Annotated in this window: 21 protein-coding genes; 11 read left to right on the top strand and 10 right to left on the bottom strand. The window is 73.4% G+C overall.

What is annotated here, in order from left to right; all coding sequences use genetic code 11:
- Positions 1–67: 67 nt before the first annotated feature.
- A complete protein-coding gene (locus tag AB0N80_RS09590) occupies positions 68–694 on the bottom strand; it encodes a hypothetical protein (protein WP_363578596.1) in 627 nt (208 codons plus the stop codon).
- A gap of 4 nt (positions 695–698) precedes the next feature.
- Positions 699–2243: an ATP-dependent DNA ligase gene (locus tag AB0N80_RS09585; RefSeq protein WP_363578649.1), complete on the bottom strand. Its 1545-nt coding sequence runs from the start codon at positions 2241–2243 to the stop codon at positions 699–701.
- A gap of 185 nt (positions 2244–2428) precedes the next feature.
- On the opposite strand from AB0N80_RS09585, the gene AB0N80_RS09580 reads away from it, so the two are divergent.
- Entirely contained in the window at positions 2429–4093 is a 1665-nt protein-coding gene (locus AB0N80_RS09580) for a RecQ family ATP-dependent DNA helicase (RefSeq protein ID WP_363578595.1), read from the top strand.
- A 72-nt stretch (positions 4094–4165) separates the two neighbouring features.
- Here AB0N80_RS09580 and AB0N80_RS09575 read toward each other — a convergent pair whose 3' ends face one another.
- Both AB0N80_RS09575 and AB0N80_RS09570 read right to left on the bottom strand, forming a co-directional pair.
- A complete protein-coding gene (locus AB0N80_RS09575; RefSeq protein WP_363578594.1) occupies positions 4166–4573 on the bottom strand; it encodes a hypothetical protein in 408 nt (135 codons plus the stop codon).
- A 4-nt stretch (positions 4574–4577) separates the two neighbouring features.
- Positions 4578–5795, bottom strand: coding sequence for a DUF418 domain-containing protein (locus AB0N80_RS09570; RefSeq protein ID WP_363578593.1), 1218 nt, complete (start codon positions 5793–5795; stop codon positions 4578–4580).
- Between the two features lie 22 nt (positions 5796–5817).
- Between AB0N80_RS09570 and AB0N80_RS09565 the strand changes: the two genes are divergently transcribed.
- Together AB0N80_RS09565 and AB0N80_RS09560 are read left to right on the top strand one after the other, a co-directional pair.
- Positions 5818–6477: a TetR family transcriptional regulator C-terminal domain-containing protein gene (locus tag AB0N80_RS09565; protein WP_363578592.1), complete on the top strand. Its 660-nt coding sequence runs from the start codon at positions 5818–5820 to the stop codon at positions 6475–6477.
- A 139-nt stretch (positions 6478–6616) separates the two neighbouring features.
- Positions 6617–7108, top strand: coding sequence for an N-acetyltransferase (locus AB0N80_RS09560; RefSeq protein WP_363578591.1), 492 nt, complete (start codon positions 6617–6619; stop codon positions 7106–7108).
- An 82-nt stretch (positions 7109–7190) separates the two neighbouring features.
- Here AB0N80_RS09560 and AB0N80_RS09555 read toward each other — a convergent pair whose 3' ends face one another.
- From AB0N80_RS09555 to AB0N80_RS09545, 3 genes are all read right to left on the bottom strand, one after another.
- A complete protein-coding gene (locus AB0N80_RS09555) occupies positions 7191–7967 on the bottom strand; it encodes an LLM class flavin-dependent oxidoreductase (protein WP_363578590.1) in 777 nt (258 codons plus the stop codon).
- On the bottom strand, positions 7964–8845 hold the full coding sequence (locus tag AB0N80_RS09550; RefSeq protein WP_363578589.1) for an LLM class flavin-dependent oxidoreductase: 882 nt from the start codon (positions 8843–8845) through the stop codon (positions 7964–7966). The genes AB0N80_RS09555 and AB0N80_RS09550 overlap by 4 nt, the downstream gene beginning before the upstream one ends.
- Before the next feature lie 105 nt (positions 8846–8950).
- Complete coding sequence (locus tag AB0N80_RS09545) at positions 8951–11476, bottom strand: ATP-dependent Clp protease ATP-binding subunit (RefSeq protein WP_363578588.1); 2526 nt, start codon at positions 11474–11476, stop codon at positions 8951–8953.
- A 992-nt stretch (positions 11477–12468) separates the two neighbouring features.
- On the opposite strand from AB0N80_RS09545, the gene AB0N80_RS09540 reads away from it, so the two are divergent.
- From AB0N80_RS09540 to AB0N80_RS09525, 4 genes are all read left to right on the top strand, one after another.
- Positions 12469–13281: an EI24 domain-containing protein gene (locus AB0N80_RS09540; protein WP_363578587.1), complete on the top strand. Its 813-nt coding sequence runs from the start codon at positions 12469–12471 to the stop codon at positions 13279–13281.
- A 24-nt stretch (positions 13282–13305) separates the two neighbouring features.
- Positions 13306–13455, top strand: coding sequence for a hypothetical protein (locus AB0N80_RS09535; RefSeq protein WP_298873232.1), 150 nt, complete (start codon positions 13306–13308; stop codon positions 13453–13455).
- A gap of 55 nt (positions 13456–13510) precedes the next feature.
- Positions 13511–14614, top strand: a complete 1104-nt coding sequence (locus tag AB0N80_RS09530) for a methyltransferase (RefSeq protein WP_363578586.1) — start codon at positions 13511–13513, stop codon at positions 14612–14614.
- A gap of 119 nt (positions 14615–14733) precedes the next feature.
- A complete protein-coding gene (locus AB0N80_RS09525) occupies positions 14734–15279 on the top strand; it encodes a hypothetical protein (protein WP_315994689.1) in 546 nt (181 codons plus the stop codon).
- Positions 15280–15307: 28 nt separating this feature from the next.
- Here the strand turns inward: AB0N80_RS09525 and AB0N80_RS09520 are convergent, their stop codons facing one another.
- Positions 15308–15772: a DUF3817 domain-containing protein gene (locus tag AB0N80_RS09520; protein WP_315994690.1), complete on the bottom strand. Its 465-nt coding sequence runs from the start codon at positions 15770–15772 to the stop codon at positions 15308–15310.
- Between the two features lie 305 nt (positions 15773–16077).
- Between AB0N80_RS09520 and AB0N80_RS09515 the strand changes: the two genes are divergently transcribed.
- From AB0N80_RS09515 to AB0N80_RS09500, 4 genes are read left to right on the top strand one after another with little or no spacing between them, the layout of a single operon-like run.
- On the top strand, positions 16078–17103 hold the full coding sequence (locus AB0N80_RS09515) for an FUSC family protein (protein ID WP_363578585.1): 1026 nt from the start codon (positions 16078–16080) through the stop codon (positions 17101–17103).
- Positions 17104–17108: 5 nt separating this feature from the next.
- A complete protein-coding gene (locus AB0N80_RS09510) occupies positions 17109–17594 on the top strand; it encodes a hypothetical protein (RefSeq protein WP_363578584.1) in 486 nt (161 codons plus the stop codon).
- A gap of 18 nt (positions 17595–17612) precedes the next feature.
- A complete protein-coding gene (locus tag AB0N80_RS09505) occupies positions 17613–18449 on the top strand; it encodes a PfkB family carbohydrate kinase (RefSeq protein WP_363578583.1) in 837 nt (278 codons plus the stop codon).
- Positions 18446–19372 carry a nucleoside hydrolase gene (locus AB0N80_RS09500; protein ID WP_363578582.1) on the top strand — a complete coding sequence of 309 codons (927 nt, stop codon included), beginning with the start codon at positions 18446–18448 and terminating at the stop codon, positions 19370–19372. The genes AB0N80_RS09505 and AB0N80_RS09500 overlap by 4 nt, the downstream gene beginning before the upstream one ends.
- A 28-nt stretch (positions 19373–19400) precedes the next feature.
- Here AB0N80_RS09500 and AB0N80_RS09495 read toward each other — a convergent pair whose 3' ends face one another.
- Complete coding sequence (locus tag AB0N80_RS09495; protein WP_363578581.1) at positions 19401–20549, bottom strand: GDSL-type esterase/lipase family protein; 1149 nt, start codon at positions 20547–20549, stop codon at positions 19401–19403.
- Complete coding sequence (locus AB0N80_RS09490; RefSeq protein WP_363578580.1) at positions 20546–21124, bottom strand: TetR-like C-terminal domain-containing protein; 579 nt, start codon at positions 21122–21124, stop codon at positions 20546–20548. The genes AB0N80_RS09495 and AB0N80_RS09490 overlap by 4 nt, the downstream gene beginning before the upstream one ends.
- Between the last annotated feature and the right edge of the window lie 50 nt (positions 21125–21174).

The following is a 21174-nucleotide window of genomic DNA, read 5'->3' as shown; positions in this document are numbered from 1 at the left end:
CGCCGAAGGCAATCGTCCGGGTGTCGTGGACACTCGATGGTGGCGGAGGGCGCGCGGGAGCGGCGTGTCAGCGGCGCTCGGTGCCGGGCGCGACGTGCGCGAGCACGCGCTCCCAGACCGACGTCAGCGTGACGTGTCCGTTGATCGAGCCGATCTCGTCGGGGGGGATGACCTCCATCTCGGCGACGCGCATGCGCTCGACGTACCACTGCGCGTCGGCGGGGTGCGCGGGCCCCTCGCCACCCACGATCACGAGCGTCTCGGCATCCAGGTGGTCGAGGAGAGGGGTGCGCAGGTCGCGACTGAGGGGGTCGACGGGACTCTCGACCCCCACGATCGCGAGACGGTCCACGACCGGGCCCATGGCGGCGGCCAGATAGATCGCGATCGGCCCCGCCGATCGTTCGCCGACCAGCCCCACCGTCGCGCCGGGGGCCTCGCGGTCGAGTAGCGCCCGGAGCGCCTCGACGGTGAGACCGGCGGGCGTCTGGCCGCCGAAGACCGGCGGGTCCTCGAGCTCCGGAGCATCGAGGCCGACCGCCACGACGCGCACGTCGAAGGCCGAGGTCACGCGGGCATCGGGATCGGTCGTGGCGACGTCTCCGGTGCGCAGCACGACGACCACGCGCGGAGCACCGGGGGTGCCGAAGCTGCGGTAGCCGAGTTCGCCGTCGAGCCAGGGGGCCAGACTCATCGCGTCATCCTTCCGTCGCCGCACCGCCGCCGGGCAGCAGCGCGCGCAGGGTGTCGATCGTGTCGGCCTCGGCCGCGGGCTTGTCGGAGCGGTACTGCTTCACCCGGGCGAAGCGCAGGGCCACTCCCCCGGAATAGCGGACCGACCGCTGCACGCCGTCGATCGCGATCTCGACGACGGTGTCGGGGACGACACGGATGCCGCCGGGCACCTCGCCCGTCTCGCGTTCGGCGAAGTGCGCCGTCTGCCAGGTCAGCAGTTCGTCGGTGAGGCCCTTGAACGTCTTGCCGACCATGACGAAACCGCCCGGTTCGCCGAAGACCCCCTCGGGATCGCGGGCACCGAGGTGGAGGTTGGAGTACCAGCCCGACCGGCGACCCGAGCCGCGCTCGACGCCGAGCACGACGAGGTCGAACGTGTGCACCGGCTTGACCTTGAGCCAGCTCTTGCCGCGGCGGCCCGCGGTGTAGGCCGCGTCGAGCCCCTTGATCATGACGCCCTCGTGACCCGCCGCCAGGGCGTCGCGCGCGAAGGCCTCTGCGGCGTCGGAGTCGTCGGTGACGACGGCCGGGATGCGCCAGGCCGCCGCCACCCGCTCGAGCGCGTCGAGGCGCGCTCCGAGGGGTTCGTCGACGAGATCGCGCCCGTCGATATGCAGGATGTCGAAGAACCACGGTCGCAGGGCGATCTCGCGCGCGGCCTCGGCGCCGAATCGCGCCATGGTGTCTTGGAAGGGACGCGGGGCACCGTCATCGTCGAGTGACAACGTCTCGCCGTCGAGGATCACCGCCTCGACGGGTAGGCCCCTCACGACCTCCACGATCTCGGGGACGCGGTGGGTGACGTCGGCGAGGGTGCGGGTGTACACGTGCACCTCGTCGCCCTGGCGGTGCACCTGCACGCGCGCGCCGTCGAGCTTGTACTCCACCGAGGCGCGCCCCGCGACGGCCAGCGCCTCCGCGACGGAGGTGGCGGTCGAGGCGAGCATGGGCTGCACGCCGCGGCCGACGACGAGTCCCACGGCATCCAGCTTGGCGTCCGAGCCCGTGAGGGCGACGAGCGCGGTGCCGCCGAGGTCGCCCGAGAGCATCGCCGCGCGTCGCACGGCGGCACCGTCGCGATCGGAGGCCCGGGCGACGGCATCCAGAAGCACGCCTTCGAGGGCACCCGTGCGCAATTCGCCCGTCATCACCCGCACGAGCAGGTGCCACTCGGCGGCCGTGGCGCGACCGGCCACCTCGTCGAGCAGTGCGGTGCGCTGCGCGGCCGATCCGCTGCCGCCGAGGGCCACGAGTCGGTCGAAGGCCTCGTCGACGTCGGTGACGGTCAGCGACGGGGTGTCGGCGTGCTCTCCCCCGCGGCTGGACAGCGTCTTCCACCCGACGCCGAGTCGCCCCTGGCGCGGGGAGGCGGTGAGGATCCCCACCGCGGGGACGATCTCGTCGGGCGCGAGCCCGCGCAGCAGTTGCGCGAGGGCGTCGACCTTCGCCAGACGCGAGCGCGTGCCGGTCACCGCCGCGAGCGCCGTCTCGATGTCGCCGAAGAGCATGTCGGCATCCTGGCATCCCCCTCCGACATCGCCGCGCCGCTTGCGTCGGCGCTCGGCGCGTGCCACCTCGCCGGACGGTGCACCTCGCGCGTCGCGCACCACACGTCGGCCCCGCCCGCAACCCCCGAGCCGTTGCGGAACGCCTGAGGTGTGCTGGAGGACCTCCCCCCAGGAATGAGGCCTTCGTGAACGCTCCCGCCACCCTCGAACAGTCCGCCCGCACCGCCCGTGAGGTCTTCGGGTGGGACGACCTGCTCCCGGGGCAGGCCGAGGCGATCGACGCGGTGGTCAGCGGACGCGACACCCTCGTCGTCTTCCCCACCGGCGCGGGCAAGTCGGCGGTGTACCAGATCGCGGGGTGCGAACTCGGCGGCGTGACGGTGGTCATCTCGCCCCTCCTCGCCCTGCAGCGCGACCAGATCGACTCGATCGACCGCGCTCCCGACGCCCCCGCCGCCGTCGCGCTGAACTCCCGCACGAGCGCGAGCGCGAAGCGCGCCGCGTGGGCCGCCATCGAGGGCGACGATGCGGTGTACGCCTTCCTCGCCCCCGAGCAGCTGGCCAACAGCGAGGTGTTCGACCGTCTCGCGCGCGCCGACGTGCGGCTCGTGGTGATCGACGAGGCGCACTGCGTCTCGGCCTGGGGCCACGATTTCCGGCCCGACTACGCGCGCATCGGCGATTCCGTCGAGGCACTGGGCCATCCCCCGGTGCTGGCGCTCACGGCCACGGCATCCGCCCCCGTCCGAGACGACATCGTCTCGAGCCTCGGCATGCGAGACCCGCACCTCGAGGTGCGCGGGATGGACCGCCCCGAGATCCACATGGCCGTGCGCCGACACGAGCACGACGACGACAAGCGTCGTGCCGTGATCGCGGATGTGCAGGATGCCGACGGTCCGACGCTCGTGTACGTGGCGACGCGCAAGGAGACCGACGCCTACGCCGACGAGCTCGCCGACCTCGGGCTGCGCGCGGCGCCGTATCACGGGGCCATGGCGCAGAAGCGACGCGACGAGGTGCACGCCGCGTGGAGCGCGGGCGACCTCGACGTCGTCGTGGCCACCTCCGCCTTCGGCATGGGCGTCGACAAGTCCGACGTGCGCCTGGTCGTGCACGCCGACGTGACGGAGTCGCTGGACTCGTACGCCCAGGAGATCGGCCGCGCGGCGCGCGACGGCCGCCCCGCCCGCGCGATCCTGCACTACCGCGCCGAGGACTTCTCGCTGCGGTCGTTCTTCGCCGGTGGGCACAGTAAGCGCGCCGATGTCGCCGGGGTCTGGGACGAGCTGCGGCGGGCGGAGAAGCCGATGCGCGCGAAGGACATCGCCGCGTCGTCGGGCCGCTCGGTCCGCGCCATCGGGCGCGTGCTCAATCAGCTGGTCGCGTGCGAGCTCGCCGAGTCGGGTCCCGACGGCGTCTCCGCGCGCACGAAGGCGTCGGCGGGCGATGCGGTGGCCGCGGTCCGCGATCGCGACGAGGCCGAGGAGCGCATCCGCGCCTCACGCATCGAGATCATGCGCGGCTACGCCGAGACCTCGCACTGCCGCCGTCGAGCCCTGCTGGAGTACTTCGGTGTCGAGACCCCGACCCACTGCGGGTCGTGCGACCGCTGCGACGCGGACGCCACCGCTCCGGCCCCGGTCGAGACGACGGCCCCGGATGCCGCGGCGGCCGACGCGGACGGCATCCGCATCGATTCCGTCGTCCAACACGGCGAGTTCGGCACCGGGACGGTGATGGGCGTCGAGGAGGACCGCCTCACGGTGTTCTTCCCCGAGCACGGGTACAAGGTGCTGGCGCGCGCGGCGTTCGAGACCGGCGTGCTGGAGCTGGGCGAAGCGGCCTGAGGCGCGGGGCTCGCACTCGCGCGAGGTCGCAGGTGCGGGGGCGGTACGCGCGAAGCGGCCTGAGGCGCGGGGTCAGCTCTCGCGCGTCGCCCACCACGCCCACGCCACGAGCGGCGGCTGCAGGAACAGGCGGAGGAAACGCGACCGGTCGGTGTTCAGGCCCGGGGCCGAGCGGCCCGTGCGCCACTGGTGCACGTTGCCCGGGAACACCGCGACGAAGAACGCGGCGATCGCCGCCCCGACACGCCGCCGCTCCGCCGGAAGGGCGATCAGCGCGACCCCGAGCACCATCTCCACGGCGCCGGATGCCACGACGACGGCGTCCTTGTCGGTGTGCAGCAGTCGCGTCGCCCATCCCGGGACGACGATGCGGTAGCCACGACGTCCCCACGTGAGGTGGCCCGCGCCCGCCGCCACCAGCAGGAGGGCCAGCGCGCCGCGCGAGACCGATCGGAGCGTGGGGCGTCGTCGTCGTGGCATCCGGTCAGTCTGCCACCGCGCTCGACGCGCGGGGCCGATCGTGGGGGATCTCGAGACGCGGGCGGCGTCCCTCCGCGGCAGCGCGCCACAGCCACTCCACCGGTCCGAGCGCGAACCGACGCAGCCAGAGATGGGCGGACACGGCGACCACCCCCGTGATGACGACGAACGCCAGGACGGTCACCGGAACGCGCCAGGCCTGGGCGCTCTCGGCCACCCCGAGACCCCAGCCGTAGAAGAGCGCGCCCCCGAGCAGGTTCTGCAGGAGGTAGGCGCTGAGGGCTACGCGACCGACCTCCCTCCCGCGTCGGGCGAACCACCCCTCGGTCCCGCGCCGCAGGCACAGCTCCGCCACGAGCCCCAGGATGCCGAGGGCCACCACGGGCGCGACCACATAGCGCTCGAGCAGCAGACCGCCCGGCGATGCCGTCAGTGCGAGAGCCACATCGATCGGCGCGGCGACGGCACCGGCCGTCATGAGACGTCGACGCACGCGCGCGCCTGCGTCGCCGAAGACCTCGGCTCGCCACAACGCCGCGCCCGTCAGGAACATCGCGACCGAGAGGAAACCGATCAGCACCGGCTCCGCCCGGAAGACGGCGACGTTGTCGAGGCGGAAGAGCGCGAGGCCGAGGAAGGACTCCGTCGCGTACGGGCTGGGTCCGGCGGGGAGACCGGCGTCGACATCTGCGCCGGGCACGGCCGTCAGCAGCAGCACGAGCGCGGAGATGAGGGCGAGGTGGAGTGCACCGAAAGCGAGGATCATCGCGCGCTGAGCCCGCGGCCGCGTCAACAGCAGCACCGACACCACGGCGGCAGTGACGGCGTAGCCCATGAGCACGTCGAACTCCGCGATGAGCACGTAGTTCACCACGCCGTCCACGAACAGCAGGGTGGCGCGCCAGAGGTAGCGTCCGGGCCAGCGCCGCGCGCGGCGCCGCGCTGCACGGTGCTGAATGGCGAGACCGACGCCGAAGGTGAGCGAGAGCAGGGCTAGGAACTTCCCCTGCGCGAGGGCCATGAGCACCAGCTGCGTCGTCGCGGCCCCCGCGGATTCGTCCGGCAGCGCCGGGTCGTCCAGCATCCCCCACAGGCCCCACGGATGCGAGAAGACCCAGATGTTCGTGGCGAGAGTGCCGATCAGGGCGATACCGCGCACGACATCGAGCGTGTCGATCCGGCGCGGGCCCGTCGGGCCGGGCAATACGTTCGTATTGTTCACGGGTTCACCGTAGCCTACGACGGTGACCTCCTCCCCTCCCCCGCCCCCGCGCGCCACGCGCGCGGGTATCGCCGAGGCGGTGCTGGAGGTGCTGTCGGAACGCGGTGCCGACGCGCTGAGCGTGCGCAACGTCGCCGCCGCCGCGGGGGTGTCGGTGGGCGCCGTGCAGCACCACTTCCCCACGCGCGCCGCGCTCGTCACCGGAGCGATGGATGCTGTCACGGCCGGCTTCCGCGCTCGTCTTTCGACCGCGCTGACCGACGTCGACTCCGCCCCTCGCCGCCTGGAAGTCTTCTGCGCCGAGCTCGCCGCGCTCGGAGATGCCGGCCGTCGTGACGCCGTCGTGTGGACCGCGTTCGCGTCGCGCGCCGGCACCGATCCCGACGTCCGCGAGATCCATCGGAGGGAATGGGCGCTCACGGAGGCCGGCTTACAGGCTCTGCTGGCGGCCGCTTACCCCGACGCCGGGATCGACGCGGACGACGCGGGGCTCGTGCTCGCCGTCCTCGACGGCATCGCCGTGGCGCGCGGCGCCGAGGGCGATGAACGCATGTCGCCGGGGCGGGGGCGACGTCTCATCGACGCGACGCTGGCGCACTTCGCCACTCGACGCGGAGGTCGACCTGCCGTCACCCCTCCGGTGGAGGGCGCGGGTCTCGCCGACGAGGGCCGCCTCGGGTGAACGGATCCGCTGCCCCGAGCGCCGTCGGGCGCGGCCGCACGACGCGTGGGGCCGACGCGAGCGCGGAGCGGGCGTCCGGCCGCGGCGCCGACCCGCGTGCCCGGAGGCGTCCGACGCCCGCGTCTCCTAAGCTCTCGCCATGACGCCCGCGGAGACGACCATCACCATCCGTCCGGCCCGCCCCGAGGATGCCGAGGGCATCGCGTTCGTGCACGCGACCTCGTGGCGCGAGACGTACGGGCGGTTCGTCGACGATCCGGAGACGAACCCGTGGTTCGCCGTCGAGCCGCGGATCGGCATGTGGCGGTCGAACCTCGCCGATGACGTCCTCTCGACGGTGGTGGCCGTCGCCGAGGAACGCATCGTCGGGTTCGCGTCCGTGCAACCGACCCCGGATGCCGACGCCGCGCGACCGGAAGAGCTGACCATGATCTACGTCCTCAACGCCGCCCACGGGACGGGAGCGGGGCAGAGCCTTCTCGATGCCATCCTGGGCGAACGTCCCGCCTCGCTGTGGGTGGCCGCCGACAATCCCCGCGCCCGTGCGTTCTACCGCCGGAACGGCTTCGTCGCGGACGGGGCGCAGTCCTCGTTCGGCCCGATGAAGGAGACCGTCCGGTTGGTGCGCTGAGGCGGACGACGCGGCGCGGCGGCGCAGCACGAGCCCCGCGTCCCGGACCCAACCCGGCGCGGGCGCGCGCGGGTCGCGCCTCTCAGCCCGGGTTCGGCGCCGTCCGTCGCGCGAAGTCGACGTAGGCGGCCACGGTGTCGTCCGGCACGATCGCGCGGAGCACGACCTCGTCGGCGGCGGCGGCGTAGGCGTCGAGGGCGTCGGCGAGCTCGGTGACGTCGCGGATCGTCGTGTCGATGGCATCCACCCCCATCCGCTCGAAATTCGCGGCGTAATTCGGGAACGACGCGTAGCGCGCCGTCTCGGCCTCGAGGCGCTCGCGCGCCGCGGGGACGACGGCGGTGCGCACGTAGACCGCCACGTGCGTCTCGGGCGCGATGTCATGCAAGGCGGCTGCCTGGTCGGCGGCCTCGGTCGGCGGTACCCAGTTCAGCAGCACGCCGTCGGCGCGCTCGGCGGCGAGGCGGCGCATCTTCGGGCCCAGTGCCCCGACCAGCACGCGCGGAAGACCGGCGGCGTGCAGCTCGTCGGCGGCCGCGCGCACGCGGGCGAGGGCGCCCTCACGCGCCATGCCCGAGCCGATGCCGATCGTCACGCGATCGGACGGGAGCGACAGGGATGCCGCGTCGGCGGCGATCGCGGACGCGGGGCGACGATCCACCGGCACGACGCCCGTCGCCAGCCGGAGGCGTTCGGTCACGCGCGCGGCCGCGGCGAGCGCCGCGAGGGCGTCACCGTCGGGGGTGTCGTTGACCCACAGGGTGTGGAACCCGGCCTTCTCGACCTCGGGGGCGATCTCGGCGATCGCGTCGGGACCGAGCGACCCGGCGACGCCGAGCGAGACGACGCCCCGGGTCATGACACGCCCCCGGCGTCGGGGACCGCGACCGCGACCTGACCCACCGCCGAGAAGAACGCGCGGAGGTCGACGTCGTCGGTGGGCAGCAGCACCACGTCGTCGACGCCCGCCGCCTGGAACCGGGCGACCCCCTCGGCGACCTCGGACACGGATCCCGCGAGCACCCGGTCGGCGGCGTCGGGGCGGTCGGCGAGCACGGCCGTCGCGCGATCGTGGGCGTCGGGTCCGAAAGCCGTGAGCACGTAAGCCACGACATCGGCCCGACCCGCGCGGCCGGCCGCACGACGCGCGGTCTGCACGGTCTCGACGGCGGCGGCGATCTCGGCGACGGTGTGCCGGCTGTCGAGCACCACGCCGTCGGCCACCTCTCCCGCGAGGGCGAGCGTCTTCGGCCCCTCCGCCGCGGCGTAGACGAGAGGAGCGGCCGCCGGCGGCCAGTCGAGCGCGACGTGGCGGAGTGTCACGTAGCGCCCTTCGGCGTTCACCGTCTCACCCGCCAGCAGGGCGCGCAGGGCCGGGAGCTGTTCCCGCATGAGCGTCAGCGGAGACGCGGCCTTGGCGCCGACCTGGCGCATCCAGTCCTGCACGCCGTGCCCGAAGCCCGGAAGGAGCCGCTGCGGGAACATGCGCTCGATCGTGGCCACCTCCATCGCGGAGGCGGCGACGTTGCGCAGCGGGAGCGGCGCGATGCCCACGCCGACGCGGAGGTGGTCGGTCACGGCGAGGGCCGCGGCCGCAGCCGCCCAGGCGGACGAGCGGAAGCAGTCCTCCCACAGCCACAGCTCCTCGACGCCGGCATCCTCCGCCGCGCGCGCGGCGTCGCGCAGCTCTTCGGGCGGGTGGGGGTACGGGCTGAAGATCGTGCCGATACGACTCATGCGTCTACTCTGCCCCGAACCTCCGACATCCGGGCAGGGGTGGCGCCCGCGGACGACGCGACGCCCCCGGCGCCGAAGCACCGGGGGCGTCGAAGAAACCGCGCGTCAGGCGGCGACGGCCGACACGACGGGCATCACCACGAACGCCGAATCCGTGGCATCCACCGTCACCGTCCCGCCGTCGCTCAGGGCGCCGGAGACGAACAGGTCGGCGATGCGATCGTCGACCTCGCGCTGGATGACGCGGCGCAGCGGCCGGGCGCCGTACTCGGGCTCGTACCCGACCTCGGCGAGGCGGTCGATCGCCGCATCCGTGACCTCGAGAGTCACCTCGCGGCCCGCAAGCCGGCGCGAGGTGGCGCCCAGCAGCAGCCGCACGATCTCGCGCAGCTGCGCCTTATCGAGCTTGCGGAACAGCACGATGTCGTCGATGCGGTTGAGGAACTCCGGCCGCATCGCCTCGCGGAGCTTGCCCATCACGCGGTCGCGCAGGTCGCCGTCGGCGAAGTCGCGACCCGTGGTGGTGAAGCCGATGGCCCCTGAGCGGGATGCCAGCACTTCGGCGCCCAGGTTCGAGGTCATCACGATCACGGTGTTGCGGAAGTCGACCGTCCGCCCCTGACCGTCGGTCAGTCGACCGTCGTCGAGCACCTGCAGCAGCAGGGTGAACACATCGGGGTGGGCCTTCTCGATCTCGTCGAACAGCACGACCGCATAAGGGTTGCGGCGCACGCGCTCGGTGAGCTGACCGGCCTCGTCGTAGCCGACGTATCCCGGAGGGGCACCGATCAGACGCGACACGGTGTGACGCTCGCCGAACTCGCTCATGTCGAAGCGGATGACGGAACCGTCGTCGTCGAAGAGGGAGCCGGCGAGCGCTTTCGCAAGCTCGGTCTTGCCGACGCCGGTGGGTCCGAGGAAGAGGAACGATCCGACGGGCCGGTTCTCGTCCCCCATGCCGGTGCGGTTGCGGCGCACGGCCTTGGCGACAGCGGCGACCGCGTCGTCCTGCCCGATGACGCGGGCGTGCAGCTCCGTCTCGAGCTCGGCGAGGCGTCCGCGCTCAGTGGCGGTGAGACGGGCGACCGGGATGCCGGTGGCCCGGCTGACGACCGCGGCGATCTCGGGTTCGTCCACCACCGCGGCGCCGCGCGGGGCGGTCGTCGCATCGTCGAGCCGGCTCTGCACGGCGGCGATCTCGTCGCGCAGGCGCGAGGCCTCCTCGTAGTGCTCGGCGGACACGGCGGCGTTCTTGTCGGCCTCGAGGGTGGCCAGCCGTTCGAGGAGCGCCGAGGTGTCGACCGAGACGCCCAGGCGCAGGCGCAGCCGGGCTCCGGCCTGATCGATCAGGTCGATCGCCTTGTCGGGCAGCACGCGGTCGGGCAGGTAGCGGTCGCTGAGTTCCACCGCGGCGCGCAGCGCGTCGTCGGTGTAGGCGACGGCGTGGTGCTGCTCGTAGGCGGCGCGCAGGCCGCGCAGGATCTCCACGGCATCCGTGATCGAGGGCTCCCCCACGCGCACGGGTTGCAGGCGCCGCTCGAGGGCGGGGTCCTTCTCGATCGTGCGGTACTCGCGCAGGGTGGTCGCCCCGATCAGGTGCACGTCGCCGCGAGCGAGCCGGGGCTTGAGGATGTTGCCGGCATCCATCGATCCGTCGCCGCTGCCGCCCGCGCCGACGAGGGTGTGCACCTCGTCGATGAAGACGACGAGCTTGTCGGATGCCGAGATCTCGTCCATCGTCTGAGTGAGGCGCTCCTCGAAATCGCCGCGGTAGCGGGCACCCGCGAGCATCGCGGCCAGATCGAGCGAGACCACACGGGTGTCGCGCAGCTGCTCGGGCACCTCGTCCGCGACGATCGCACGGGCGAGTCCTTCGACGACCGCGGTCTTGCCCACGCCGGCCTCGCCGATGAGCACGGGGTTGTTCTTCGTGCGACGACTGAGGATCTCGATGGTCTGCTCGATCTCGTCGGTGCGGCCGATCACGGGGTCGAGTTCGCCCGCCGCGGCGCGCGCGGTGAGATCGGTGCCGAAGCGGTCGAGGTTCGGGGTCGTGGATGCCGCCTCGGTCGGGGCATCGCTCTGCTCCCCGCCCACGACGGTCTCGCGCACGCCCTGGGTCAGGGCTTCGGCGGTGACGCCGGCCTGCGCGAGGATCTGCCCGGCCGGGGCGTCCTGCGCGAGCACGAGAGCGAAGAAGAGGTGGTCGGGGTCGACGTAGGTCGAGCCCGCGGCGCGGGCGACCTGGAAGGCGTGGAAGAGGGCGCGCTGCACGGAACCCGCGACGACCGCTCCGTCGACGTGCGCCGGGGCGCCCGCGGCGGGCAGGCGGCTCTCGGCGGCACGCGCGATCGCGGCCGGGTCGGCGCCGAGTCGGGCCACGGCGTCCTTCGCGGGCGAGCGCCCCACGAGCACGTGCAGCACGTGCAGGGCGTCGAGTTCACGCTGCCCGCGGCCGAGGGCGAAGCGACCGGCCTCCTGGAGCGCGTCCTGCGTCCGCGCGCTCAGGAACCGGCTGAGGTCGATCGAACGCTCGGCGCGTGCCTGCTCGCCCGCGAGGTAGCGCGCGAGGAACTCGTCGAACGACTGGGCGCCGTCTTCCCCGGCGCCGGGGGTGAAGTCTTCGGGCAATTCCGTCTCCTGTGATACGTGAGTGCGGTTGGCTCAAGTCTGCAACTTGAGCACCGTCGTATCAACTTCAACGCGTCACCCGCGCGGCTATTCCCGGGTAGCCGCGATCGACGGGTCGACCTCGTCCCAGAGCTCCACCGTCTGCACGATCCAGAACACCGCGAACAGGGCCAGCGCCACCGACTCCCCCACCAGCACCACCGGGATGCCGCGCTGCTCCGACCCGCGAGAACCCCGACGATCAGCAGCACCAGAGTGGCCGCGATGGCCCCCGCCACCGTCGCGTACGCCACGCGCAGACGCCGCCGCCTCACCCGCGCGGGCCGGGGGCGCCACGCGGCCAGGCCCGCCACGACGGCGATCAGCACGAAGAACGCGACGGCGGCGGCCTCGTGCGCGCGCGCGAGGAAGGGCTCGGGCGCCACCCGGGCCCAGACGCCGCCGCCGAGCACGATCGCCGTGATCACCGCGGCCGTCGTCACCACCCCGCGACTCAGCGTGCCCTGCACCCGCGCGAGCACGATCGCGACCACGACCCCCAGGAGAACCACGGATGCCACCGCCCCCGCGTTGTTCGCGACCGTCGCGCGCACCTCGGGCGGGATGCATCGCACGTCGACACCGCAGGAGACCGAGGTCGGCACGAACGCGATGACGAGGGCGAGCACGGCGGCGACGTCGAGCAGCCCCTGTTCCACACTGCGCCCCGACAGGGCGAGCAGCGCCAGCGCGATGGCGCTGAGAGCGCCCACGAAGACGGGACCGGCAGGCGTGTAGTACGCCGCACTCACCGAGGGGAGCACGCCCCTGCCGACCAGTCCGATCCCGACGCCGACGGCGAGGAACACCGTGGCCCCCACGATCGCGAGCCGTACGTACCGGTACGTGCGCTGGGTCGACGTCGTGCGGATGCGCATACCCGCATCCTGGCAGGAGCCGCCGACACGACCGGTCGCCCGGCGGGTGTCGGCGGCGTCTGGAAGACTTCCCGCATGCGCGAATTCCTCGCCGGAGCAGGTCTCCTCGCTCGTGGGCTCGGCCAATGGCGTCGCACGCCGGGCGCGATGGCGCTCGGACTCATCCCCGGGACGCTCGTGGGCCTCGTCTTCGGCGGCGCCCTCGTGGCCTGGGGTCTGGTCCTGCCCGGTCTCGTCGACGACTGGACGCCCTTCGCCGACGGCTGGGCGCCCTTCTGGGCGGGGGCGCTGCGCACCGCGATCGGGGTCGCGTCGTTCGGCGCGGCCCTGCTGCTGGCCGTCGTGTCGTTCACCGCCGTCACCCTCGCCGTCGGCGAGCCGTTCTACGACCGCATCTGGCGCGCCACCGAACGCAGCGCCACGGGCGAGGTCCCCGAGGCCGAGTACGGCTTCTGGCGAGCCGTCGGCGACAGCGCACTGCTCATCCTCCGCGGCATCCCGGCCGCTCTCCTCGCCTGGCTGCTGGGCCTGATCCCCTTCGTCGGCGGGGTCGCGGGGTTCGTCGCCGGCGTGCTGCTCACCGGCTGGCTCCTCGCCGACGAGCTCACCTCCCGCGCCCTCTCGGCGCGGGGCCTCGACCGGCGCGCGCGTCGCGCGATCATCCGCGCGCATCGCGCGCGCGCCCTCGGATTCGGGGTCGCCACCCAACTCTGCTTCCTCGTGCCGTTCGGCGCGGTGGCCGTCATGCCCGCGGCCGTCGCCGGCAGCACCCTCTGGGCGCACGCCGCCCTCGGGTCCGCCGCGTCGCCCCCTCAGACGAGGGAGGCCGACAGGGCCGCGACGCAACCCGCGCCGGCCGCGGACCGTTCCTCCGACGCGGCACGATAGCCTGGAGCGACCGAAGGGATCTTCATGTTCATCGTCTCGCTCATCCTGTTCGTCGGCGGCATGCTGCTGACGGGACTGTCGTTCTCGCTCGCGGCCCCCGCGCTGTTCTTCGCCCTCGGCATCCTGCTGGTCACGGCGTCCCTGGCCCTGCCCTTCCACTTCGGCACGCGGTAAGTCCTCCGCTCGGCGTCCGCGTGAGCGGCGCCGAGCCGCCGGGTACCGTTGCACGGTGCCCTTCTCGTTCGACGCCCTCCGTCGCCGCCCCGATCTCGAGGGTCCCGACCTCGTCGCCGTCGACGCCGCCGATCGCCTGATCCTCGACGAGTCGGCCGTCGCCCGCGCCGACCTCCCTGACGGCGCCCTCGTCGTCATCGGCGACACGCACGGCGCGCTCACCCTGGCCTCCGCCGACGCGGGGGCGCGCGGCATCCGCGTGCATCAGGACGAGCTGCTCGGCGAACGGGCGCTGGCCGCGAACGCTTCCGACGTCGGGCTCGACGAGGCCTTCACCTCGCTCCCGCTCGATGCCGACCTGCTGCGCGGTGCGCGCGTCGTGCTGATGCGCCTTCCCCGCTCGCTGCGGGCCCTGGCCGATGCGGCCGGGCTCATCGCCCTGCACGCGCACCCTGAGGTGCAGGTGTTCGCGGGCGGGCGCATCAAGCACATGACGCTCGCGATGAACGAGGTGCTCCGCGAGCACTTCGACTGCGTCGACGTCTCGCACGCGCGGCAGAAGTCGCGCGTGCTCCTCGCCCGCGGACCGCGCGGCGGCGCGACCCCGGTCCCCGACGAGGCGGAGGTCGACGGCATCCGGATCCGCGCCTTCGGCGGCGCGTTCGCGGGAGCCTCGATCGACATCGGCACCCGCCTGCTCCTCGCCCACCTGCCCGCCCCGCGCGGCGACGAGGCGATCGACCTCGCGTGCGGCACGGGGGTCGTGGCGGCGGCGCTGGCCGTGCGCACCCCCTCGCTGCACGTCGTCGCGTGCGATCAGTCCGCGGTCGCCGTCGCCTCGGCCCGGGCCACCGCGGCGGCCAACGGCGTCGCCGACCGCGTGCGCGTCGACCGCGACGACGTACTGGGGGCGAGACCGGATGCCAGCAGCTCCTTCATCGCGCTCAATCCCCCGTTCCACGCGGGTGCGGCCCTCGCCGACGGTCTCGCTCCGCGCATGTTCGCCGACGCCGCGCGCGTGCTGCGGCCGGGCGGCGAGCTGTGGACCGTGTGGAACTCCGCCCTGCAGTATCGACCCGCCCTCGAGCGCCTCGTCGGCCCGACCCGCCAGGTCGCCCGCGACCGCAAGTTCACCGTGACGGTGTCGACGAAGCGGTGACCGACCGAGGGGACGCGAAGGCGGGACATGCCGTGTCCCCGTCGCGCAGGCAAGCCGTCGCATCGGCACGCGCCTGGGCGTAGATTCGGGGACGCTCGACGAGGAGGGAGGACAGCACCATGCGCGTGCCCGCCGTCGCCACCACTCTCATCGTCGTCGCGGCACTGCTCTCCGGCCCCGCGCCCGCCCTGGCCGACACGCGCGCCGACCCGCTGGATGCGACGGTGTCGACACCGGCGCTCGCCGACTGCTCGAGCATCACGGCGACGGGACGCGAGTACGCCCGCCTGCACGGCATCGCCCTGTGCGGGGCCGATTCCGCTCCGGCATCCGCGCCCCTGCGCACAGAGCAGGTCGGCGGCGAGGAATGCGGGTCGGCGACGCTGGTCATGACCAGCCGCGGCGGCGGCGTCGCCACGGTCGAGTGGCGCGTCGAGTCGACGACCGGGCCGGTGCTCGGGGTCGAGCTCGACGTGTCGACCGCGGGCCGCTCGGGCGACACGATGCGCCGGTTCGTCGATGACGCCGCCAGTCAGCGCGTGCGCCGGAGCACGGTGGCGTTCCTGGGCGTGGGGCGGGCGGTGGCAACCGTCTCGGGCACCGTCACCACCTTCCTGGCGACGTGCCGCATCGCGCCCGCGAGCGTGCGCATCCACGTGCGGTGACGCCCGCGCACCACCGCCGCGCGGGCGGTCAGCCCTTGCCGCCCGGCGGACCCGCGATCAGCAGCACGACGAACACCAGCGCGACGACCACGACCAGCACGAGGCCCAGAATCGCGGGTCGGCGCAGGAAGAAGCGCAACAGGCGGTCGAGCGGGCGACGATCGCGCGGATCCGACGTCTCGTCGAGTCGCCAGGCACCCTGCAGGCGTCCCGTGCGGTGCAGCCAGATCTCCGTCGGCACGGTGGCGTACGGGATGACGGCGCTCACGACCGCGATCGCGGCCGGGCCGAAGCCCCACCGCTGATTCAACGCCACCAGCACGGCCGTGGCGCCGTAGGCGAGGAACACGAAGCCGTGGATGCCGCCGCCGATCGACACCGCGATCGGCAGGTCGGCCGTGGCCCGCAGGATGAGGCCGGCGATGAGCAACGTCCACGAGACCGCCTCGGCGATCGCGAGGGTGCGGAACAGGGTCAGGGGCGTGCGGAACACGTCTCTCCTCGATCGGTCGGGGCTTCCCACCCTACGGAAGGGCTCGACGGGTCACCCGGGCACCCTTCGACGTCGAGACGTCCCGCCGCCCGTCACTCGATCGGCTGGTCGTCGCCGTCCAGGCTCGGGTCGGAACGCTCCCCCTCGGCGGCCGTGGTGGTGTCGGGCTCGGGCCCGGGTTCGATCGGGGGCTTCTCGCGGTCGGCATCCATGCCCCCACCTCACCAGATCCCCGCGCGCAGGCCACGGCCTTGACGCCGCCATCTCGGAACGGATGCCGCCCACCCGGCGCGTAGGCTGGAGGGGTGGCGGAATCCCGGGGGCGCGTGTGGACCGGCGTCATCCGGGTCGGCCCCCACCGGGGCGATCATCGGGTCGCGGTGCGCGCGGTGCTCAGCGTCGGCATCCCCCTGATCGCCCTCCTGCTGCTGAACCGCCTCGACCTCGCCGTCTACGCGAGCTTCGGCGCGTTCGCCGCCCTGTACGGCCGCACCGACGCGCCGCGAGCCCGTGTGCGCATGCAGGCGACGGCGGGGGTGATCCTCGTCGGTTCGATGCTCGTGGGCACCGCCCTGTCGGCCCTGTCGACGCCCGCCCCCGTCAGCGTCGCGGTCGTCGCCGTGCTCGCCGCGATCGTGACGCTCTTCGCTTACCGCGCCCAGTGGCATCCTCCGGGCGCGCTCTTCGCGGTGTTCGCCGCGGGAGCCACCGCGAGCTTCCCGGCGACGGCGTCGACGTTCGCGACCGTCGTCGTGGTCGGCGGCGCGAGCGTGGCGTGGAGCCTGCTCGTCACGACCGTCTTCGTGCTGGCACGCCGGGGGTCGTGGGCGCGTCCGACGCGCCCCCGGCCGTCGATCGGCGCGGTGGCCGGGGAGATGACCGCGACCGTCGGAATCGCCGCACTGCTCGCCGGCATCGCGGGGGCGCTGCTGGTCGGGACGCACTGGTACTGGGCGATGGTCGGCGCCGTCGCCGCGGTCGGCGGGGCTCACGTCACCGCTCGCCTCATCCGGGGCGTCCAGCGCCTCGTGGGCACCCTGCTCGGCGTGCTGATCGCTGCGGGGCTGCTCGCGCTCCACCTCCCGCCGTGGCTCGTCATCATCGTGGCGGTCGTGCTGCAGGCCGGGGCCGAACTGTTCGTGGGGCGCAACTACGGCATCGCGATGCTCTTCATCACCCCGCTCGCGCTGCTGATGATCTCCCTCGCCTCGCCCGCCTCCCCCGACCTGCTGTTGCGCGACCGCGTGATCGAGACGGTCATCGGCGTCGCGGTCGGCACCGCGGTGGCGATCGTCTCCGCCGGACTCCGCCGCCGCGGAACGCGGGGGTGACGACGATGGTTGCCCCCTCCCCCCGCCGCCTCGGACACGACGCCGCCGAGCGCATCAGTGCGGGCTGCTACGGCGCGCTCGTCTCGGCATCCACGCTCATCGGGCTGAGCGACAGCGAGCTGGGACTCGTCGTGGCCGTGGTCGCGCTGACGAATCTCGTGTACTTCGCGACGCATGTCTTCGCGTACTCGCTCGGCGACACGTCCACCGAGCGCCCGTCGAGGATCTTCCGCCACCACCTCGCGGTGAGCGCGCCCATGGTGTCGGTGACGTTCCTGCCGCTGCTCGTGGTCGTGCTCCTCGTCGCGTTCGGTGTCGCCCTGGCGACCGCGCTGCTCTGGGGCGTCGGGGTGGCGATGGCCTACCTCGTCGTCGTCGCAACGGCCGGAGCGCGCCTGCGGGGGTACTCCCTCGTCGGCGTCGTCCTGACGGCGATCGGGGCCGCGCTGGTGTCGGCGCTGCTGATCGTGGCGAAGCTGTTGCTGCACTGACCTCGAAAGGACCCGCGCATGCCCTCCCCCTCCCTCACCGTCGTCGGTGCGATCAACGTCGACCTCACCGCGCGCGTGGATCGCGCGCCCGCCGCGGGCGAGACCGTCGCCGACGGCGTGCTGCAGCGCGGACCCGGGGGAAAGGGCGCCAACCAGGCGGTCGCCGCGGCCCGCCTCGGCGCCGCCGTGCGTCTGGTCGGCGCGGTCGGCGACGACCTCGACGGGCGCGGGATCCGCACGCAGCTCGCGGCCGAGGGCATCGACGCCTCCGGGGTGCAGACGGCGTCGGCCGCCACGGGAACGGCGCTCATCGTCGTCGATGCGACCGGCGAGAATTCGATCGTGGTGTGCCCGGGGGCGAACGCCGAGATCGACGCGACGCTCCTGCGCATCGAGCCCGACAGCGCCGTGCTGCTGCAGCTCGAAGTGTCGGATGCCGTCGTGATCGCCGCCGCGCGCGCATCGAGCTTCCTCGCCGTCAACGCCGCCCCCGCCCGCCCGCTCCCGCCCGGCGTGCTCGAGAAGTGCGACGTCGTCATCGTCAACGAGACCGAGTACGCACAGCTCCCCGAGGTGCACGACGTGCCGCTGCTGTGCGTGACGCTGGGCGCCGCGGGTGCTCGCCTGTACCGTTACGGCGAGCTCGCAGCATCCGCCCCGGGACTCGCCTCGACCGTCGTCAACACCGTCGGCGCGGGCGACGCGTTCTGCGCGGCCCTGGTCTGCGGTCTGCTGCGCGGCGACTCCGATGAGACCGCGCTCGTGCGCGCGTGCGCCGTGGGGGCCGCCGCGGTCGCCGATTCCGCCTCGCAACCCCGTCTCTCCCACCTCGACACCTACGGAGCCGACGCATGACCCGCCGCCCGATCCTCGTCGACTGCGACACCGGCATCGACGACGCGCTCGCCCTGGCGTACCTGCTGGCCGAGCCGGCGGTCGAGGTCGTCGGCGTCACGACGGTGTCGGGGAACACGGATGCCGCCCGCGCGGCAGCCAACACGCTCTCGCTGTTCGAGCTCGCGGGGGTGCACGACATCCCGGTGGCGATCGGCGCGCACGACTTCCGCGGTCGGGCCTACGCCGGAGGCGCTCCCCACGTGCACGGCGGCGACGGCGTCGGCGGCATCGCCCTGACCGCCGCCGCCCGGGCCCACGACGCGCGACCCGCGGTCGAGCTCATCGATCACCTGGCGACGCGGCATCCCGATCTCACCGTTCTCGCCCTCGGTCCGCTCACCAATCTCGCCGCCTACGCCGAGACGTCCGGAGTCGCCGCCTTCGACCACCTCGTCGTGATGGGCGGCGCCTTCGCCCACTCGGGCAACGTCACGGCGTGGGCCGAGGCGAACATCCACAACGACCCCGAGGCGGCGGCCGTCGTGTTCGCGCAGGACTGGGACACCACCCTCGTGCCGCTGGACGTCACCATGACGCAGACGCTCGACGAGGCCGACCTCGTGCGCCTCGAGGCGATCCCGGGCGCCCTGCCGCGGGCGCTGGCTGCGATGCTGCCGCTGTACCTCGACTTCTACGCCGGACGCGTCTTCCCCGATCGCCGGTGCGCCCTGCACGATCCCCTCGCCGCGATGGTCGCCGCGGGGGCGCTGCGGGGCGTGAGCGTCACCTCGGGACACGTCGACGTGCGCCTCGAGCGCGGCGAACGCGGGCGCACGGTGTCGTCGCGCGGCTCCGACACGCAGCGATGGGTGCGCGGCATGGAGGGCTCCGCGGTCGAGGTGCTGCTCGAGCGGCTCGAGGCGCGGGAGTGGCCGGTCTGACGCGCTCGCGCCGGGCCCCAGCGGCCCGCTAGCGGCTGAGCGGAGCCCCGGCGCCGAACGCCGCCGCCGCGAACCGCTCCCCGATCAGGCGGTGCGTCGCCGTGTCGGGGTGCAGCCCGTCCGGGAGCGGGTGGGTGGCCGCCTCGTCGGCGCCGTACAGCGACAGACCGTCGAGGTAGTGCAGCGCGGGGTCGTCGGCCCGCGCAGCCACCACCGACGCGAGCAGATCCCGGATCACCTCCAGAGTGAGCGCTCCGCGCGCGACCTCGGCGGGCGACCCGGTGGCGACGAATCGCGCCGACCCGGAGCGCAGGCTCTCGGGATCGAAGGCGCCGGGGCCGGGGGTCTTCTCGTGGATGCCGCTGAAGATCGGCGACACCACCAGCAGCGGGGTGTCGGGATGCCCCTCGCGGATCGTGTCGAGGAACCCGTGCACCGCCGGGATGAAGGCGCGCGCCCGCATCGCATCGGCGTTCACGACGTTGATGCCGAGCTTGACGCTGATGAGGTCGGTATCCCGGTCGCGGATCACCCGGGCGAGGAAGGGGTCGACCATCGCGCTGCCCCCGAAGCCGAGGTTCTGCAGCTGCACCCCCGCGGCGCGCGCCGCGACGACGGGCCAGATCTCGGTGGGAGCGGCGGCGTTCGAGCCGTGGCTGATGGAGCTGCCGTGGTGCACCCAGACCGGTCGGGCGTCGGCGATCGGGGCGAGCGGCGCGTCGGACTCGAGCGAGACGAGGTCGATCTGCTCGTTGTGGGGCAGCCAGATCTCGACGGTCTTCTCGGCCGGAGCGAGGTCGCCCACCTCGACGGTGTCGGCCGCCCCGGGCCGAGGAGTCGCCGCTCCCGTCGCCAGGTCGAGCTCGAGCGCGTCGCCCTCTTCGAGAGGTCGACGCCGCACGAGCACGTCGTCGACCAGCACGTCCACCTGCCCGCGGGCACGATCGAGCCCGCGGTACGACACCCGCGTGGCGTGCAGGCGCAGGGTGAGGGTGGTCGCCGTCGTCCGGAAGCGCAGATGGATGCCGGACGGCTGACGCTCCACCATCGCGAGCTGCCCGTCGGCCTCCCGGGAGCGGTACGGCAGCGGCAGGCGATGCAGGCGCAGGCCGCGCTCGACCGGCTCGAGCTCCGCGCCGCCGCGAATCAGCTCCGGGGTCAGGGGGGTCGTGATCACTTCTCGTCCTTCGCGTTCCACTGAGCCAGGAGACCGTCGAGACGGTCGATGAGCAGGCGCCAGGAGTCGTCCGCCGGCGGCGCGCTGTGCGCGAAGCTCCCGATGTGCTCGAGGTGCAGGAAGCCGTTCAGGAACGACCCGATGAGCCGCGTCGCGTGCACGCGATCGTCCTCGGGGATGCCGTAGCCGCGCAGCACCGCTGCCGGCGCACGGCTCGATCGCGCGGCCTCCTCGGTGCGCGCGACCGCGTCGCCGGCCCGGCGCTGCAGGCTCTCCCAGCGGCCGGGGTGGGCGCGCGCGTACTCGCGGTGCGCGTCGCACAGCGCGCGGAGGGCGTCTCGCCCGGCGCGACCGGCCACCGCCTCGCTCGCACGGTCGCCCACCTCGCCGAGCGCGAGGGTCGTGATGCCGTCGCGGAGGGCCGCGAGATCGCGCACGTGGCCGTAGAGGCTCGGGGTGCGCACGTCGAGTTCACGGGCGACGGCGGAGAGGGTCACCTCGGGGAGGCCACGCGCGTCGGCGAGGTCGGCCGCGGTGCGGATGACGGATCGCGGGGTGAGCGGGGAACGTTGCATGCCGTAAGCCTATAGGTATTAGGCATTTAGCTACTAATCATAGGTGGGAA

Source organism: Microbacterium sp. NPDC089188, from assembly GCF_040685155.1.
In the GTDB taxonomy this organism is placed as follows: Bacteria; Actinomycetota; Actinomycetes; order Actinomycetales; family Microbacteriaceae; genus Microbacterium; species Microbacterium galbum.
The sequence above is the reverse complement of the archived record's forward strand: the minus strand, read 5'-3'. Positions and strand labels throughout refer to the sequence as shown.